15 protein-coding genes are annotated in these 17,286 nt (G+C 40.2%); 3 read left to right on the top strand and 12 right to left on the bottom strand.

Annotated features, from left to right (window positions below):
• Positions 1-283 precede the first annotated feature (283 nt).
• Both NST76_RS08805 and NST76_RS08800 read left to right on the top strand, forming a co-directional pair.
• Entirely contained in the window at positions 284-649 is a 366-nt protein-coding gene (locus NST76_RS08805) for a VOC family protein (protein ID WP_036117818.1), read from the top strand.
• 242 nt (positions 650-891) lie between these two features.
• Positions 892-2,247, top strand: coding sequence for an NlpC/P60 family protein (locus NST76_RS08800; RefSeq protein ID WP_058844939.1), 1,356 nt, complete (start codon positions 892-894; stop codon positions 2,245-2,247).
• Between the two features lie 42 nt (positions 2,248-2,289).
• On the opposite strand, the gene murF (NST76_RS08795) is transcribed toward NST76_RS08800, so the two are convergent.
• Together murF (NST76_RS08795) and murF (NST76_RS08790) are read right to left on the bottom strand one after the other, a co-directional pair.
• Positions 2,290-3,678: a UDP-N-acetylmuramoyl-tripeptide--D-alanyl-D-alanine ligase gene (gene murF, locus NST76_RS08795; protein ID WP_036116886.1), complete on the bottom strand. Its 1,389-nt coding sequence runs from the start codon at positions 3,676-3,678 to the stop codon at positions 2,290-2,292.
• A 146-nt stretch (positions 3,679-3,824) separates the two neighbouring features.
• Positions 3,825-5,219, bottom strand: coding sequence for a UDP-N-acetylmuramoyl-tripeptide--D-alanyl-D-alanine ligase (gene murF / locus NST76_RS08790; protein ID WP_036116883.1), 1,395 nt, complete (start codon positions 5,217-5,219; stop codon positions 3,825-3,827).
• Between the two features lie 140 nt (positions 5,220-5,359).
• Between murF (NST76_RS08790) and NST76_RS08785 the strand changes: the two genes are divergently transcribed.
• Positions 5,360-6,571: an ATP-grasp domain-containing protein gene (locus NST76_RS08785; RefSeq protein WP_036116881.1), complete on the top strand. Its 1,212-nt coding sequence runs from the start codon at positions 5,360-5,362 to the stop codon at positions 6,569-6,571.
• Between the two features lie 187 nt (positions 6,572-6,758).
• Here NST76_RS08785 and NST76_RS08780 read toward each other — a convergent pair whose 3' ends face one another.
• From NST76_RS08780 to NST76_RS08735, 10 genes are all read right to left on the bottom strand, one after another.
• Positions 6,759-8,933 carry a YheC/YheD family protein gene (locus NST76_RS08780; RefSeq protein ID WP_342545011.1) on the bottom strand — a complete coding sequence of 725 codons (2,175 nt, stop codon included), beginning with the start codon at positions 8,931-8,933 and terminating at the stop codon, positions 6,759-6,761.
• A gap of 97 nt (positions 8,934-9,030) precedes the next feature.
• Positions 9,031-9,462, bottom strand: coding sequence for a hypothetical protein (locus tag NST76_RS08775; RefSeq protein WP_036116879.1), 432 nt, complete (start codon positions 9,460-9,462; stop codon positions 9,031-9,033).
• 150 nt (positions 9,463-9,612) lie between these two features.
• Positions 9,613-10,272 carry an HAD family hydrolase gene (locus NST76_RS08770; protein ID WP_342545010.1) on the bottom strand — a complete coding sequence of 220 codons (660 nt, stop codon included), beginning with the start codon at positions 10,270-10,272 and terminating at the stop codon, positions 9,613-9,615.
• A 225-nt stretch (positions 10,273-10,497) separates the two neighbouring features.
• Positions 10,498-10,848 carry a multidrug efflux SMR transporter gene (locus tag NST76_RS08765; protein ID WP_036116874.1) on the bottom strand — a complete coding sequence of 117 codons (351 nt, stop codon included), beginning with the start codon at positions 10,846-10,848 and terminating at the stop codon, positions 10,498-10,500.
• A gap of 13 nt (positions 10,849-10,861) precedes the next feature.
• Complete coding sequence (locus NST76_RS08760) at positions 10,862-11,185, bottom strand: multidrug efflux SMR transporter (RefSeq protein WP_342545008.1); 324 nt, start codon at positions 11,183-11,185, stop codon at positions 10,862-10,864.
• A 415-nt stretch (positions 11,186-11,600) separates the two neighbouring features.
• Positions 11,601-11,735, bottom strand: coding sequence for a hypothetical protein (locus tag NST76_RS08755; RefSeq protein ID WP_256375522.1), 135 nt, complete (start codon positions 11,733-11,735; stop codon positions 11,601-11,603).
• A 77-nt stretch (positions 11,736-11,812) separates the two neighbouring features.
• Positions 11,813-13,330, bottom strand: coding sequence for an ABC transporter permease/substrate-binding protein (locus NST76_RS08750; RefSeq protein ID WP_342545007.1), 1,518 nt, complete (start codon positions 13,328-13,330; stop codon positions 11,813-11,815).
• Entirely contained in the window at positions 13,323-14,279 is a 957-nt protein-coding gene (locus tag NST76_RS08745) for an ABC transporter ATP-binding protein (protein ID WP_036116868.1), read from the bottom strand. The genes NST76_RS08750 and NST76_RS08745 overlap by 8 nt, the downstream gene beginning before the upstream one ends.
• 97 nt (positions 14,280-14,376) lie before the next feature.
• Entirely contained in the window at positions 14,377-16,173 is a 1,797-nt protein-coding gene (locus NST76_RS08740; protein ID WP_342545005.1) for a peptidase, read from the bottom strand.
• A 3-nt stretch (positions 16,174-16,176) separates the two neighbouring features.
• Positions 16,177-17,235: a MoxR family ATPase gene (locus NST76_RS08735; RefSeq protein ID WP_342545002.1), complete on the bottom strand. Its 1,059-nt coding sequence runs from the start codon at positions 17,233-17,235 to the stop codon at positions 16,177-16,179.
• Positions 17,236-17,286 lie beyond the last annotated feature (51 nt).

The following is a 17,286-nucleotide window of genomic DNA, read 5'->3' as shown; positions in this document are numbered from 1 at the left end:
CTTAGAAGGTTCTATCCACCTGTTTGAGGGTTATCCTTCTCTTTGCAGGTTTTATCCACCTCTTTTGATGGGTTATCCTGCACTTAGAAGGTTCTATCCACCTCTTTTGAGATTTTATCCATCACTTTTAATGGGCTTTCCTTCTGTTTGAAGGTTATCCTTCTCTTCGAAGATTCTATCCTCCTCTTTTGAAAAGCTATCCATCACTTTCCCATTGCTATCCGCCAACATTTTAAATATTCAAAAATTAAACTATACTTAAAGAAAAAGGGGGCATTATGAGATGATTATCGGTTTACATCATGTGCAAATTACCATTCCACAAGGATCAGAGGAGCAGGGGAAAGCTTTTTATTGTCAGGTTTTAGGTTTGCAGGAATTGGAGAAGCCTGAGTCGCTGAAGGGACGAGGCGGATTCTGGTTACAGCTTGGTCAGCAGGAGGTTCATGTGGGCACGGAAGATGGCTTTGATCGCTTGACAACAAAGGCGCATATTGCGTATCAAGTAGAAGATATTGAGTACTGGAAGAGGAAACTAGCAGAACATCAAATAGACATACTGGATTCTGTGCCAATCCCTCATTATGAGCGATTTGAATTTCGAGATCCGTTTGGTAATCGCGTCGAAATGATTCAAAAATTAAGATAAACTGCCCTGCTATTAGGGCAGTTTTTTCATGGGACTGTTCCATATTACATCTTGCTGAAACATTTGTAATAAAACTGTAAATTCCCTTGATAAAGCCTTTTATAGCAAGTGTTGAAGCCCTCCCTCTAGTTACCCTGGTAACATTTACCTCCCGGAAGCCCTCTATTTTCATGCTACGATTATTTCCATGGCAAAGCTATACAGGAGAAATTCTACTAGATGCTTCAGGAGGTTATAACAACATGAATAAACGATTTTTATCTACAACACTTGCCTTAACAATTGGCTTCAGTTCATTCGGAATGGTGCACACAGCCATCCAGCCGATACAGGTCGAGGCTGCTACAACAAATGCTCAAAACAACGCACAGGCTGTTGCAGCGAAAGCAGATCAACTCATTCAGACAGGGAAAAGCTTAATGGGTCAAGCGACATATAGCAATTCGGTTTACAAGTCTACATATCCATATAAATTTTCTTGTGCTTCATTTTTAATGTACATCTTTGAGAAAAATGGTGTAGACCTTGGGACATATAATGAAAATTATATGATTCAGCAAGGGACATATGTAGCAAGGAACCAATTACAAAAAGGCGATTTAGTGTTCTTTAAAAGTAAAAAAACAGGGACTGACCCCGATCATGTCGGCATGTATATCGGTGACAATAAAATCATCCACATGGCTGATTCCAAACAAAATATTGTCATTTCTGATTTAAACAGTAAGCCGTATTATACAGAAAACTATGTATCTGCACGTAGAGTATTGCCTACCCTACTATCAGCCAATCCTGCAACAAAAGGCGATAAAATTGTAGAGAATGCCCTGACGTATAAAAACAAAGTAACGATTGGCACTTCAACAAGCGAGTCAAGCCTACGCTTCACAGCTCCAGCATTTGTTGATTTCATCTATCGTAAAAGTGGCGTGACACTCGGCGCTACTACGTTAAGCAATTTAATGAACCAAGGATCAACAGTGGCTCGTGCTAATTTGAGAAAGGGCGATTTAGTCTTCTTTAATAGTGTTAAAGGCTCTAAGACACCTTCGCTTGTAGGGATTTATGCGGGCGATCATCGAATCATCATTCCTAATTCAGACGGTGTGATGACAAGAGTGTTATTTGTAGATTATTATACTGAACATTATATTACAGCGAAGCGCGTTTTCTCTGATTCCAACTCATCTCCCAGTGTAAGTGCACCTTCAGCTAGTACTTCAGCCAATCAAATTATTGCAACAGCTACCGGGTTAACAAGCAAAGCAAAATTCGGCTATACGTACAACGAAAGTGCACTGACTTTTACAAGTGCTGGTTTTACGTACTATGTCTTTAAAAAGCATGGTATTGATTTAAAGGATAAGCTAGCAAGTAAGCAAGCTTTAGTAGGGACACGTATCCAAAAATCACAGCTTCAAAAAGGTGATTTACTGTTCTTCTCAACGAATAATGGTGGACAAGATATCACGCAAACTGGTATTTATTTAGGAAATAATCAATATATTAGTATGACTACTAATGGTATTGTGAAACAAAACATTTCTTCCACTTGGGCACAAAAGAATTTTGTAACAGCTCGACGTGTTTTAAAATAAGAATGGTTGGGTGTCTCAATGATGTTGAGACACCCTTTTTTGCTAGGATGAGTTTTTAAGCGTATTGGCAAATTCAATCATTGATCTACTCGACATCGGTCCTTTTATTAGGACAATTGTGTCTGCATCGAGCTTTGGTTTCAATAATTCTAAAACGCCTGTTACCTCTTTAAACGTATGAACCTCTGCGCTGGTTCCATCTTTTTGAGCTTGATCGGCAATCTTTTCCGCCCTTTTGCCGATGGTAATTAATGTATCAATCTTTCTTTCTGCTACCATGGAGCCAATTTCGCGATGGTATTTTTCTTCAAAATTACCTAATCGTTTAATATCCCCTAGAACGAGAATGACTTTCTTCTCTTTTCCTACCGTATCTAGCACTTTTAGAGCTGCCTCTACAGATGTCGGGTTATTTGTCCACGTATCATCAATAATCGTACTGTCACCAAGCCCTGTCGTAAATTCTAAATGTCTTGCCATCTGTTTAAACGTTCGTAACCCAGCTATAGCCTGACGAATTGTCAGCCCCATTTCACGACAAGCTGCAATCGCGGCTAATGCATTATAGACTTGATGCTCACCATAGCCAGGGACAAATACATTGTACGTGATAGCATCTACTTCTAAAGTAAACTTCATGCCCGTATTGGCAAACTCTACATTCGACGCTTTAAAATCTGCCGTCTCATGTAAACCAAACTTAATAATTTTCCCCTTAAACTTTTTCAGCGAAATTTTTTTGATGTTGGTATCATCGGCATTAATAATTAACGTACCATCTTCCTTAATGCCTTCCACAATTTCTGCCTTGGCCTTTATATAGCCTTCTAGGTTGAGACAGCCATCTAAATGATGCACACCAATATTTGTAATAATACCAATAGTCGGTTGATAGATCATACACTGATGTTTAATATTCCCTGTGTTGCCTAAACCTAATTCAAAGATAGCGGCTTGTGTTTTTTCTTCAATCCCCGTTAAATAAGGCAATGATTGCCTTGGCTCGTTTTTACTGCTAACGGATGCCTGCACTTGCCAATGCTTACTAGCGATATGTTTTAGCATCTCTTTTGTCGTTGTTTTACCACAAGTTCCTGTTAAAGCCACAACAGGAATTTGAAAAAGACCACGATAATACTCGATAAATGTCCAGTAGGCCTGTGCAACACTTTTCACTTGTAAAACGGTTGTATTAGCTAAAGCGCTTTTCAATTCTGTAGACGGTTTATCGGAGATGATTAAAGACGGTCCCTTCCGATCAACCTCTTGCCAGTTGATTTTATCGTTTCGACTAACAAACATGAGGGAATGACTTTTTGTTAGGTCATGCCGATTATAGTAAATGGCCTGCTGCACAGACCATTGTTCTGATCCATGAATGAGCTTTCCTTGTAGAACGGTTCTAAGTTTTTGCACACTAATGGGTTGCAAGTGTACTGCGCCTCCTCTCTTTATCAATCTTGTATATGACTTACTCCTTCTCTTGATTCAGCGTGTTATATTCTGATCAATTACTATACCTTATTAGAATGTTCTTCTATGTGGCACAGTCAATATCCTATATAGAAAGAAGCTGACTAATCAGCAGGTGGGGTAGGTTTCAGCTTTAGCTCCGCTGCTAGTTTAGAAATCTGTTTGCTATACATATCTCCCTTTATGAGCACAATCGTATTGTCATCGACAATCTTCTGCAATAACGGATAGACGAGTGTACTATTTTTAAATGTATAGACAGACTCGCTAAATCCTAACTTGACTGCATGATCAGCCATAATCCTTGCATGCTCCCCTATGGTAATCAAGACATCCACGCCAATGCGTTTTATTAATTCCCCCGCTTGCTCGTGAATAATATAACCCCATGAACCTAAGTCGGTAATCGTACCAATGACAGCAATCTTTTTCTTGCCATCTCCTAGCTCATTCAACACTTTTAAGGCTGCCTCCAAGGAAGTGGTTGTAATACTCCAGGTATCATCCAATAGCATGGAATGATTGATGCCCTCAAAAAGTTGTAATTGTTTTTTCAATTGACGGAATGATTGGAGTAGTTTGGCTGCGACTGGAATGGGCATTCCCATGTCATAGACGGCTGCGATGGCAGCAAGCGCATTATAGACCTGGTGTTCTCCAAATCCTGGCACAAGAATGTCATAGTTTTTTTTATTGTGCTGAAGAACGAATTTCATCCCTTTTTGATAGTAGTGGATATGACTTGCTCGAAAATCACAGGACTCATGCTTCCCTACTTTAAGCAAACGACCACGGAATCTAGAAATATCTAGCTTCTGCGTATTGCTATCTTCCGCATTAATAATTAATGTACCTTTGGGGTGAATGATATCTAGCATTTCTCCCTTTGCTTGTATATAGCCTTCTAATGTTTTGCAATAGTTTAAGTGGTGAGCTCCGATATTAGTAATAATCCCTATGGTCGGTTTAAAATATTTTCCCGCATTCGTGACATCTCCTGGCGAGCCAACTGCTGTTTCAAAGACAGCTGCCTCTGTTTCTTCCTCAATGCCCAATAAATATTGCAATGAAGCGGTTCTAGAATTACTGCTTAATGTCGTTGCTGTCACTTTCCGATCAGCAGAAAGAAGATGTTTAATCATCTCTTTTGTCGTTGTTTTACCTGAAGTACCTGTAATCGCTACAATCGGAATATGAAACTGATTGCGATAAAAATGAACAAATTTCCAATAGGCCTCTTCTGCATTCGCTACCTGTATCATAATGACTTGGTTTGGAATGTCATTTGGCCGATAAGCTCTATCGGTCACTAGCACTAGAGGAGAAAGCGGCTCAAGACTTTTCCAATTCACAATACGTTTACTTGTAAATAGTGCCGTATTGGACTTTTTCACTTGTTTTAATCGATAAGCCCCATGCTGAATCAGTACATCCTCTGACCCTTGCACTAGATAGCCTGCCGTAATCATTGCTAAATTTTTCACCGAAAGAGGCTTCATATCTTTTCTCCCTCCTTTCTTTTCTAGTATATGTAACCTCTTAAAAGTTGCTTGGATGTAGACAAGATACATAACTAGAAGAAAACTATTTCACTGCATATATATAAAGGTGATTAAGTATCTAAGTACCAATAGAAGGAGTGATATACCTGAAAGCCATTGTATTTATCGGTACAAACAAATCCGGGTCTAGTCGTGAAGCAACAAGAGCAGCAGAAAAACTAGGCTACTTCACAGTACTTTTCACAAATAATGAAAAACAACTTCAGCAGCGACGTGCCTACCCCGACATCCACAAAATGATACTCATTGATACTTTGAATATAGAGAGAATGAAAGAGGAAATTGATAAACTAGGGAAAACCGGATTAGAGATTAAAAGTATCGTTAGTTTTGTTGATCCATTTGTCCATGTTGCTTCTATGCTATGTGATGAATTTTGTCATAACTATGCATCCTCCACTGCTATTGAAATGATGGAGGATAAAGAGAAAACAAGAAATTTTTTAAAAGACCAACCATACTCACCAAAGTTTTCGCTTCTGAAGCCCCAGGAACCTATTGCTAAAAATTTGACCTTCCCATTAATCGTAAAATCACCAAAATCAACAGGTTCAAAAGATGTATTATTAGCAACAGATGCAGAGCAACTTAATCATCACCTCAAAGCATTACGCAGTAAAAATCCCTACGAATCCATCATGATTGAAGAATATTTGGATGGTCCACAATATTTAGTAGAAGCGGTTGTGTACCAACAACAACCACATGTCATTGGCATTATTGAACAGGAAATTACGCAAGGAAAACGATTTATTATTACAGGCTACGGTGTTTTAGTGAAAGCTCCGCAAGACATCCAATCAGGAATCGAAGAGGTACTCCATTCCATTGTGAAGGCCTTTGATATCGAAAATGGAGCACTCCATTTAGAGCTTCGATTAACGCAAAATGGTTGGAAGCTTATCGAAATCAATCCACGGATTTCTGGTGGTGCCATGAACAATATGCTACAGGCAGCACTAGGATTTAGTTTAGTGGAAGAAACATTGAAACTATTACTTGGTGAACAGCCTAATCTCGAGCCAAGACATAAAAAATTTGTTTATACAAAATATGTTATTGTGGAAAGTAAAGGCATTTTAGAGAAGGTGATTGGCAAGGCAAGAGCGACAAGATCAACAGGTGTCGTAGAAGTGTATGTCAAACCGAGAAAAGGGACACTGCTAATGCCACCTTTATCGATGGGACATCGTTATGCTTATGTAATTGCAGAAGGGTCAACATTGAGGGAAGCTAGAAATCATGCAACAAATGCAGCAAAAGAAATTAAATTTATTTTGAGAGTTTGAAAAAAATATCCCGAATAATTGCCGCTTGCCAGTGGACAGTTACTCGGGCTTTTTTTCTTGATTTGACAGATATCATGAAAGAGAGACCTGCACGATGCAGGTCTGTTCATTATTCAATATGAAGTTGGACGCATTATTGTATCTGCACGGAAGCGAAGCGTCAGCCGCAATTACATCAGAGCATACTTCATTCTTCCTTAAACGTTTCGTCTAAAAATTTCACAGTTTCAAACATATTCGTTTTACTAGCACCTTTTACAAGAATGGTATCATGAGGCTCTACCAATGTTTCTAGTAGGACATGCAATTCGTCTTTATTGATAAAATGATGTACCTTGGATGGGTCCATGCCCTTCGCAATGGCGGCATTGCTCATTTCTTCCGTCCTAAAGCCATAGGTAATGAATTCATCAATGCCTACCTCGTAAATGTACTCCCCAACCTTTTTATATTCTTCCTCCCTCAAGACGCCGAGCTCTCGCATTTGTCCAATAATCGCTACTTTCCGTTCCTTCGCGATATTCGTTAGTACATCAATCGCAGCTCGAACCCCTTGTGGATGAGAGTGAACCGTATCATCAATGACCGTAATATCATCACGCAAGTTATAGATCGTTAAACGTCTTGGTGGTTTTTTAAAGTTGAGCCCCGCCTGAATTTCAAAGGGCGTGAACCCTAAAAGATCTGCCACTGCCACTGCATTGAGCGCATTGTAAACATGATGTTCCCCTAAAATTGGAATATACATTTCGATTTCTTCCCCATGTAGCTTCATTTTAAAGGACATGCCAATATCCTTATACTGCAAATCATAGGCACGATAATCGGCTTCTTTTTTAATACCCACCGTCAAGATTTTCCCTTTAAATTGCTCTGTCTCTAAGTATCTGGAATTGTCATCATCTTGATTGACAATGAGTAAGCCCTGCTGATCCATACCATGAATCAATTCGGATTTCGCCTTGGCAACGCCTCTTACATCCCCATCAAAGTTCCCCACATGCGCTAAGCCAATATTCGTTACAATACTAATATTCGGCTGAATTATACTACAGTGGTTGGTAATAATACCTGGGTAGGCCATACCATACTCTAATACGACAGCCTGATGTGTATCATTGATTTCTTCCTTATGCTTTTTCGTATGCTCAGTCGTATTCCAATAATCCTTCGACTCAAAAACATTCCACTTTTTCGATAAAATCGAGCCGACAAATGCCTTTGTTGTTGTTTTGCCTGCACTTCCCGTAATGGCAATAATCGGCAAGTTTTTCTTGTCAGCCTGTTGCTTACTTTTTTGTTGGACAATTTTCTTTTTTAGAGGTTTTTGATTTTTCGCAAGATACATCGCATAGCGGATGGAATGAATGACCACATCTAGCTCCAAGTAAAAGGCAGGAGGACAGCCTGGTCGCCAATTGACCTCATACATCCAAATTTTTTGCTGCTGATCTAGGCCAACATCAATCCCAATTTCATCAATCACTTCCCCAAACTTCACTATTTGAATTTCATCCAGGTGATGAGCTAGCGCTAAGGAGAAATGCTCCAGCATTCGCCGAATATTATAAGCCTCTTCCTTAAATTCCTGTTCTAAAAATGGATCTAAATAATTCGTATAGCCCCCATTATTAATATTCGGTATGATGGAACCATTTGGTGCAATTCGTGGGTACACTGTCGTCACTACCCATTTTCCTTCACCATTTTTCTGAACATGCAAACGGAAATCATAAACCTGACCCGACTTTGTGACCGATTGAATATAGGGCTGCATAATAAACGTACCAGACGCAAGCTGCTCCTTTATCAATGCATCTAATTGAGGCTTTGAATAAGCCGTATTGGTGCTATCCTTACGAACCTCGAAATGCTTAGTTCCCGCCTTCGTAATAAAATAAATGCCCTTCCCTTTACGTCCATCAATCGGCTTGAAGACAACCCGTTTATAATAATTAATGAACTTGTGAAATAAATCGACATCCTTTACAATTTCCGATGGAATCAAATACTGTTCAAATTCCTTTGCTTCCTTCAATCGCTTCATGACATTCCATTTATTCCCTATCGAATGGGTCGTAAATGGAATCTCTTCTTTTAAACGATCGATAATATCTTTGGAAACAGATAATTTCTCTGGGCTCCCCGCATTATAGATCACATCAGGAAAGGGCATCGTTTTTTCCTGCCACTCGCCATTCTCATAGATCTTTGCTTGAATGGAGCGTTTGGCAAAGTCAACACTTTTAGGGGTGAAGTAAAAAAACTGTGCCCCTTCTGCTTTCGCAACTGCTGCATAGGCATATGACTTGAGAACTGTAGTTGGATCAAGTCGATGATGCAGCATACCAATAATCGTCATAGTTAAACTTCCTTTCATTAGATTCTCTCTCTATTACATTCACTTTGTATCCCTCACATATAGACAGATGCTCTAGCTTTAGTAGTTTAATATGGCGCTACCATTTAGGCTCAATGATAAATTTCCCCTTCAACATGTCTGGCTTTAAGAGCTGAATCGCCGATATCCCACTAAGTTCAATCGATTTGTGCGTACTTGTTTTTTCTAACCTCACCACGTCAGCAATCGAATTAGTATCATTTCCTTCATAATCAAAAGCGCGCAACAACGACACTGTGCCACGGCAACGCTCTTTATCAATCGCCTCGATACGGAAATACTCCGTTTCAAATTGTTTCACTGTATCCATTAACCTTAAATGAGCGCCACTATGTGTAATTAAAAAAAATGGAATCGTATCACTACCGACTATTTTGACAAGTAGCTGACCGAAATATTTAGAATGAAAATTCATCATAATATCCTGAAGATCCTTCAAATCACTTAAAGCTTCGCATAAAAAGTGATTTCTTTTCTTCTCACTGTTCAAATTGTAGCCCCCTCTCTAGTTTGAATATGTCTGTTGGTCCATGTAAGTTGCCCTCTCGTTATAATATGTAGCGACAAAAAATATGACGACTTTTTCACACAGAAACTAAAAAAACCTCTACCATAGAATGGAGAGGCTTTCTTCATGAGATCATTGAGAGAAACATGTCAGCAGTTCTTGTACATTATTCGGTTCTAATGTATCCATTGTATGATGCCCTGTGCCGAATGGTAATTGCTTCGTAATAGCATTTGGGATAACCACTGTATAAAGGCCCGCCGCCACAGCTGCTTGTGCGCCATTCGGTGAATCCTCAATCGCTATCGCTTCCTTGCCCTTTACACCTAATTGTTTAAGCGCCTGCAAGTATAGCTCTGGATCAGGCTTAACATTTGTCACTGTGTCCGCGGTACAATAGCAATCAAAAAAATCTCGAATGCCAAGCTTATCAACATACTGATCAATCCATTGACGACTCGAGCTACTAGCAAGACCAATTTGTAAACCCGCTTCCTTTGCTTGCTGCAGCAGTGTTAATATACCCGGTCTGAGCGTTTCCTTTTCCATTAATTGTGCATGACTTTGTTGAATAGATGCTCGAAATGCCTCCACATCCAATTTGATGTGATGATGTGTAACAAGATATGTATAAGGATTAAAGGCTTGAAGATTTGTACCAAGGCATTTTGCATACATTTCCAACGATAACACAACACCATAATGAGCATAGGCCTCCTTGAAAACGGTATACCACGCCGTTTCTGTATCAATAATCGTACCATCAAAATCAAAAACAATCGCTTTCAACATCCTACTTTCCCCCTTTGAACTAATCCAACGCTATCATACTTCTATACAGCATGTTATCCTCTGCTTTTACTGTTCTATCCGTTGCTTTTGTTGTTCTATCCATTACTTTTGCATTTCTATCCACCGCTTTCACTGTTCTATCCACCTTTTTTGCAACTCTATCCTTCTTTTCCTGCTATCCAGTACTTTTATAACTCTATCCATCACTTTCACAACCCTATCCACCTACTCCTGCAAACTATCCATCACCTTGTCACGTTTATCCCCTTGATTTAACAAAATCACGCCGCCAATGATGAGGGCTATGCCAAGTGCCGAGTAGAGATTAAACATGTCGTGCCAAATAATCATACCTACGAGAACGGTTAAAGCTGTCCCAACACCTGACCAAATAGCGTAGGCTAGGCTTAATGGCAATGTTTTTAGGCATAAGGATAAGCTATAAAATGAAATGCCATAGCCAAGTGCCACCGCTAAAGAGGGACCCAGCACGGTGAAGCCTTCAGAAAGCTTGAGCATAGTTGTCGCAAAAACCTCACTTATAATCGATAATGTTAAAAATAAATAGCCCTTCATGCTGTTCAGCCTCCTAATGTCCACCTGCAAGATTGAGTACTACGACACCCAAAATAATACATAGTATCCCTATGACCTTCTTGCGATTAAATTGTTCCTTATAAAGGACAACCCCGACAATAACCGTTAACGCTGTCCCTAAACCTGCCCATATGGCATAGGCTGTGCCGATAGGGATAACCTGTAATGTCAAGGCTAAACAATAAAATGCCGCTGCGTAGCCAACCACCACACCAACAGATGGCCAAATGCGCGTGAAACCTTCTGTGCGCTTTAGCATGGAGCTTGCAAAAACCTCTGCTACAATGGCGATCAATAAAAAACTAAAAACCATCATTCTTGAAAATCCTTTCTAGTTCACTTCTATCTGTCATCTTCTTCCTCAACATACTCCAATAGATTGCGCTTTACCAATCGTATTACCTTACCCGTTTTTAAATTAGAGAGATTGACCATCACCTAGCTGCATTTTACGATCCGCTTGCATACAATCTAAGCGAATCATTATGGTCATGTTCTCACTTCCTAAGCTGTTGCATCATCAGATAGGGGAAATAGGTATGGAATGCATTAGCTATCAAGCTCAACACGATCACACAGCATGAAATTATTTCCATTTTCACTATTAGCTAACGAAAATAGGATACCTTTTGTAAATTAGACAACAATCAATAAGACAATAGCTATGTATATTGTAGCAGTAAATAAAAGGGTCATGACATCTTTTTTGCATAATGCATATCCTTGCCTACCTAATCGGACAACAGCATTTCCAACCCTTTAAAATGAATAGAAGCCGCCATACTCCCCTTGGCTACTAATTGTTCTGATACCTTCATTGTTCCTACCAAAAGAATCACAAGCATCGTCAAGCCAAAAATCAGCATCCCCTTTCCTTCCTTTTTTATCCCTATCAATAATTATCGATAAAAATAAAACCCTCTAATGCTAGAGGGCCTGGCTTTTATTTTAATAATCCTGTCTCTACTAAAAATGCTTTTGCTACGTCTGCTGCGAGCTTTCCTTCCACATTTACTTGATAATTCATTTCTCGCATTTCATCGTCTGTAATGTGGTTTGCTAGTTGATTTAATGCCTTTTCAATCTCTGGATAGTTTGTTAGCGTTTCTTTTCTTAGTAATGGTGCTCCTTGATAGGGTGGAAACAATGCTTGATCGTCCTCCAATACATGTAGCTTGTATTGACGAATTTCACTATCCGTTGAATAGGCATCCAGTAAATTGATATCGCCCGATTGTATCGCCTGATAGCGAAGCTTTGGCTCCATCGTTGCAAGTGTTGGAAACACAATCCCATAACGTTTTTGAATGCCAACATAGCCATCTTCACGGTCATTAAATTCTAATGTAAAGCCTGCCTTCACCTTCTGCTCTATCGCTTGCAGATCAGAAATTTTTTGCAATTGATACGTCTCCGCCAAATCCTGTGATACGGCCAATGCATACGTATTGTTATAGTTCATGGGGCTTAGCATGACCATATCAAATTGCGCCAGCATGCCATCTTTTGCCTGATGGTAGACATCGGCTTGGTTATGATTGATCGCTTCCTCTTTTAAAAATTCCGTAATAGCTGTGCCCGTAAGTTCAGGGTAAATATCAATACTCCCCGATTTTAACGCATTGAATACAAACGAGGTTTTACCAAGCCCTGGCTTTAGTTGCACAGTTAAGTCCGTTTCCTGTTCAATCAATAATTTATACATATTGATGAGTATCTCAGGTTCAGAGCCTAGCTTTCCTGCTATCACGATTTCATCTTGTGGTTTATTACTAAATAGCGGGAAGAAAATAATGATGAATGCCGTCAAACTAACGAGACTCAATGTAGTCAATGTTTTTTTAAAGGACAGGGATTCTAATTTTTTGAGCAACACATCAAAAATCAATGCTAACATGGCTGCCGGTATAGCTCCTATTAAAATGAGGGCTGTATTATTACGGTCAATTCCAAGTAAAATGATGTCTCCTAATCCTCCAGCTCCAATTAAAGCAGCTAATGTGGCGGTCCCCACAATTAACACCATCGCTGTTCGAATACCTGCCATCATGACAGGCATGGCCAGTGGTAATTCTACTTTCAATAAACGCTTCGTTCTATTCATCCCCATGGCTAATGCCGCTTCCTTTAATGATGGATCGACTTCATTAATGCCCGTATAGGTGTTTCGCAAAATAGGCAATAGCGCATAGACGACTAACGCAATAATGGCGGGAACTTTCCCAATGCCAAATAGAGGTATTAATAAGCCCAGTAAAGCTAATGAAGGGATCGTTTGCAAAACGGCACTGATGCCAATGATACTTTCAGCTATTTTCTTTTTATTGGTTAAATAGATACCTAGAGGAATGGCAATGAGAACAGCAAAAAATAAAGCGATGAAGGATAGTTGGATATGTTCTAGCAATGCCGCTAGCAGTTGTGCCTTCCGTTCTTGAAACATCTCCATCACATTAGTCATGCGCAAGACCTCTTTCCTTTGAATCCTTTGCTAAATAGTGCAGCATAGAGGCTCTTGTCACCATACCGATGAGCTTGCCATCCTCCTCGACACCTAATAAGTCATGCTGGGCTAGCTTGTCAAAAATTGTCGCAAGTGAAGCATCCACAAGTATCGTATCCTGGAACTCGCTTGTTGTCATGATTGGTTGCATGATGGCATGGATAGTAAACGCATGCTCTACCTGATGCTTGCTACCAATAAACTGTTGTACAAAGTCATTGGCAGGGTTTTGTATCAATTCTTGTGGCGTACCTATTTGGACAATTTCGCCATCTTTCATAATACAGAGGCGATCCCCTAACTTCAGTGCCTCCTGCATATCATGTGAGACAAATACAATGGTTTTCCTTATCGTACGTTGCATCTCCAGTAAATCATCCTGGAGTTTTGTACGACTGATGGGGTCTAAGGCACTGAACGGCTCATCCATTAAGATAATCGATGGGTCAGCCGCTAAGGCACGAATAACGCCCACTCTTTGTTGTTCGCCACCTGATAACTCCTGTGGCTTACGCTGGCGATATTTTTCTGGTTCAAGCCCAACCATCTCCAGCAGTTCCTCCACACGCTTTTGAATTTTTGTTTTATGCCAATGTTTCAATTCTGGCACAATCGCAATATTTTCTTCAATCGTCATATGTGGAAACAGGGCGATCTGCTGTAATACATAACCGATACTCCAACGTAACTCATGGATATTATAGTCACTGATTCTTTTACCATTGATCCAAATCGTTCCTTCTGTTAATGGAATTAATCGATTAATCATCTTCAATAAAGTAGTTTTGCCACATCCACTAGGGCCGATAATGACAAAAAATTCACCCTTTTTAATTTCGACATTTAGAGCTTTGACAGCTGTATGGTCGTTATCATATTTTTTTGAGACATTGTCAAATGTAATCATCTGTCATCTCCTTTTAAATTTGCGAATGAAATGAGAATAAGTTCACTTCTATATTTCACCAACAACAGTTCTTTCAAACATGTGCAGGTAGGTTTGGCTATTTCATTCTAAATACTTCGCCTTTTGGCACAAACGGTAGCTTGGCCCCTTGTGGCAATACGAAGGCGTGCTCTCTTTTTATGGTTAAACGATCACATTGACCATCCGTAATAATAAGGATAGGACCATCCTTTGGAAAATCCTGCGCTTCTTCTAGTAAACGGACACCAGGCTGTAGCACCGTGCCTCCTCTGCCTCTTACTTTCACTTTAGACAATAGCTCTTCAGGTGCTAGATAGCCTGCATCATAGGCAACGGCATCACAAAATATCACTCGTACAAGGGGAACATCTCTGGCAATACTATAGCTCGCGATTGTGCCGAGTGCTTTTCCTAGTAAGAGACGATCCATAGAGCCTGAGGTATCAATAAGGACTGCGAAAGTACGCCCATCTTCCTCTCCGCTTTGATGAACCCATCTTGGTCTAGCTATATCAGGTGTCGATGCTTGCCTTCTACTTGGTCGTGCATACGTTCTGACCTTTTCTATTGGCTGAAACATGCGATCAAACCATTTGGCTAAGGCCACATCCCAAGCAATAGGTGGCTGTGCTAGACTACGAATTTCCTCAATGAGTCCTTGTGGTAAGTATCCTCTCTCCTGTGCCATATGATAGCTTAATCCTTGACTCAATGCTCTTCTATAAAAAGCATCCAAATCCACACCTGCCTTACCTTCCCAAAAGTCTGGTGGATTCGTTTCAATCATATCTACTGTGCCTTGCCCTCGAAAGGTTCTTAATTTGCGATACATCCTGATATCCGTAACAATGCGATCATAAATAGATTCTGCCGAGAGCCCTTTTAAGGCTGGATCATATAGCCCGCCAAATGCTGGCATCTCGCCAATTTTCATATCGATGAGCCAGCCATTGATGACATAATCACAAGCAACATTCCATAGATAGGGATCACGTCCTTGTCTGCGCGTAGCATGGCTTAATCCCGCATGCAGCAGTTCGTGTGCCATTAAAAAGCGCATTTCCTCATCGGTCATGCCTACAGCCGTATTCAAATAAATCTCCTTCGTTTCCACTGCGATGGCGGCAACCGAGATATCCATTCTTGTACAAACAAGTGGGTCTTCAATTATCGTAAAATCCGCAGCTAAAGCACCAAATAAGGGATATGAGCTCATAAACCAAGCCTTTGCGCGTTGTGCTTGTGTTACCCTCGTTGTTCCTCCAAATGTGGTTTCTACCCCACCTGCTACACGAATGGCGTTTTGCACTGCTTTCGATAAACCTTCTGCAAATAACGCAGCGTAATTGCTAGCTCCTCTATAAAGAACATTCGTTTTATTTTGTGAAATAATAAAGTCCACTTGTCCTGGCATTGTACTATAACCTTTCAAATCGTCTGGCACACCTTCGCGTAAAAATCTGTCATACAATTTTTCCTCTGAGCTAAAAGCTTCAAAAAGCGGATTACTCATTTCTTTAGGTGCTTGACCAAATTTTAGCTCTGCTAAAAACTTTGTAATATAGCAGTCACAGGCGATATTCCACAGTTCCTGCTGCTCTTTTGGTTGATGATGATGTAAGCCAAGGTGTAGCAAACAATGCGCTATGACATAGGCCCATTCGTTGGGCTGTCCTTTTTTATCTTGATTAACACAGATGACACCCGCGCTTGTGACGTAAGCCCAATCCTTTTGTGGCATACTTTCATATTGCATGTACACAGCATGACATAACGCCTCGAACAAGGGATGTGTACAAACAATCTCATGCCCACGCGCGATCGCCTTCTCATTTTTCTGCTCCTGCTGTGATGCTTTCTTTTTTTTGGCCATATGTTAACCGTCCTTTTTGGCTACTAAACGTGGTAAATCCCGAATAACCTCCAGCATAAACCAAGTGGGTAAAGCTTCACCCTTTTGCTCTGACACAACCATCTGTGCAATTTCTAAGCTAATGGACGCTAAGTCCTTGATCAAATCTTTGGCACGAAAGGCTAATTGTCGTTGATTCCCCTTCAATGTCGTATGCTCGTTTGGAAGCTCCTTCAGTAACTGCGCACGGAAGGATTGCGCCATGAAATAAAGCAAATCTCTTTCTTCCGGTCGATCTGGCCAACGCAATTCACCATTGATAATTTTGGCTAGATCATATTTACTTTGCACTTGTTTGATAAAGGCTTTAAATTGACTGGCAATATGTGCAGATAGGCAGCTGCTTGCTAATAGATCGATTGTTTGTTCTGGCAAGCTATTGCCGTATGCATACAAGCAATCACTTAGCATATGCCATGAACGTGGTGTAGAGAATGGTTCCTCTGTTTTCGGCGGTTCGCTCCATAAATGGTCGGGACGCATTTGAATATACTCAATCACATAGGGATGTATTTCATGTGCATAGGCCCATTCAAGCCAATCTTTGTGCGATGCCCTTAGCTGAACATGGACCATACGATTGATTAATGCTGAGGACATCGGTTTAACAATCGCATTATCCTGAGCACGATTGCCTGCGCCAATGACAATCGTGCCCTCTGGCAACGTAAACTCTCCAATTCTGCGTTCATGAATGAGACTATAAAAAGCTTTTTGTACTTCCTGTGAGCAAGCATTTAATTCATCTAAAAAAAGGCAATAAGGCTCATTGCGCGCAATCATTTTGGGTGGACAAAAAACACTGTAGCCATCCTTAATTTGCGGAACGCCAATGATATCCTCGGGTGCTAGCTGACTGCCCAATAACGAAACACAGGGCAAGCCTAATTCGCTAGCAAAATTTTCAACAATCGCTGATTTCCCTATGCCAGGTGCTCCCCAAATAAAGACAGGTCGTATCGTCGCTACATTCAGTAAAAAATCGTATAGTTGTTTTTGTGTAACACTAAAAATCGTATTCAATCAAAACTTCCTTTCAACTAATCATTTTAAAGGTTCATAATACCATTTTCT

Origin of the sequence: Lysinibacillus sp. FSL W7-1291, from assembly GCF_038593415.1 — a bacterium.
Classification (GTDB): domain Bacteria; phylum Bacillota; class Bacilli; order Bacillales_A; family Planococcaceae; genus Lysinibacillus; species Lysinibacillus fusiformis_D.
The sequence above is the reverse complement of the archived record's forward strand: the minus strand, read 5'-3'. Positions and strand labels throughout refer to the sequence as shown.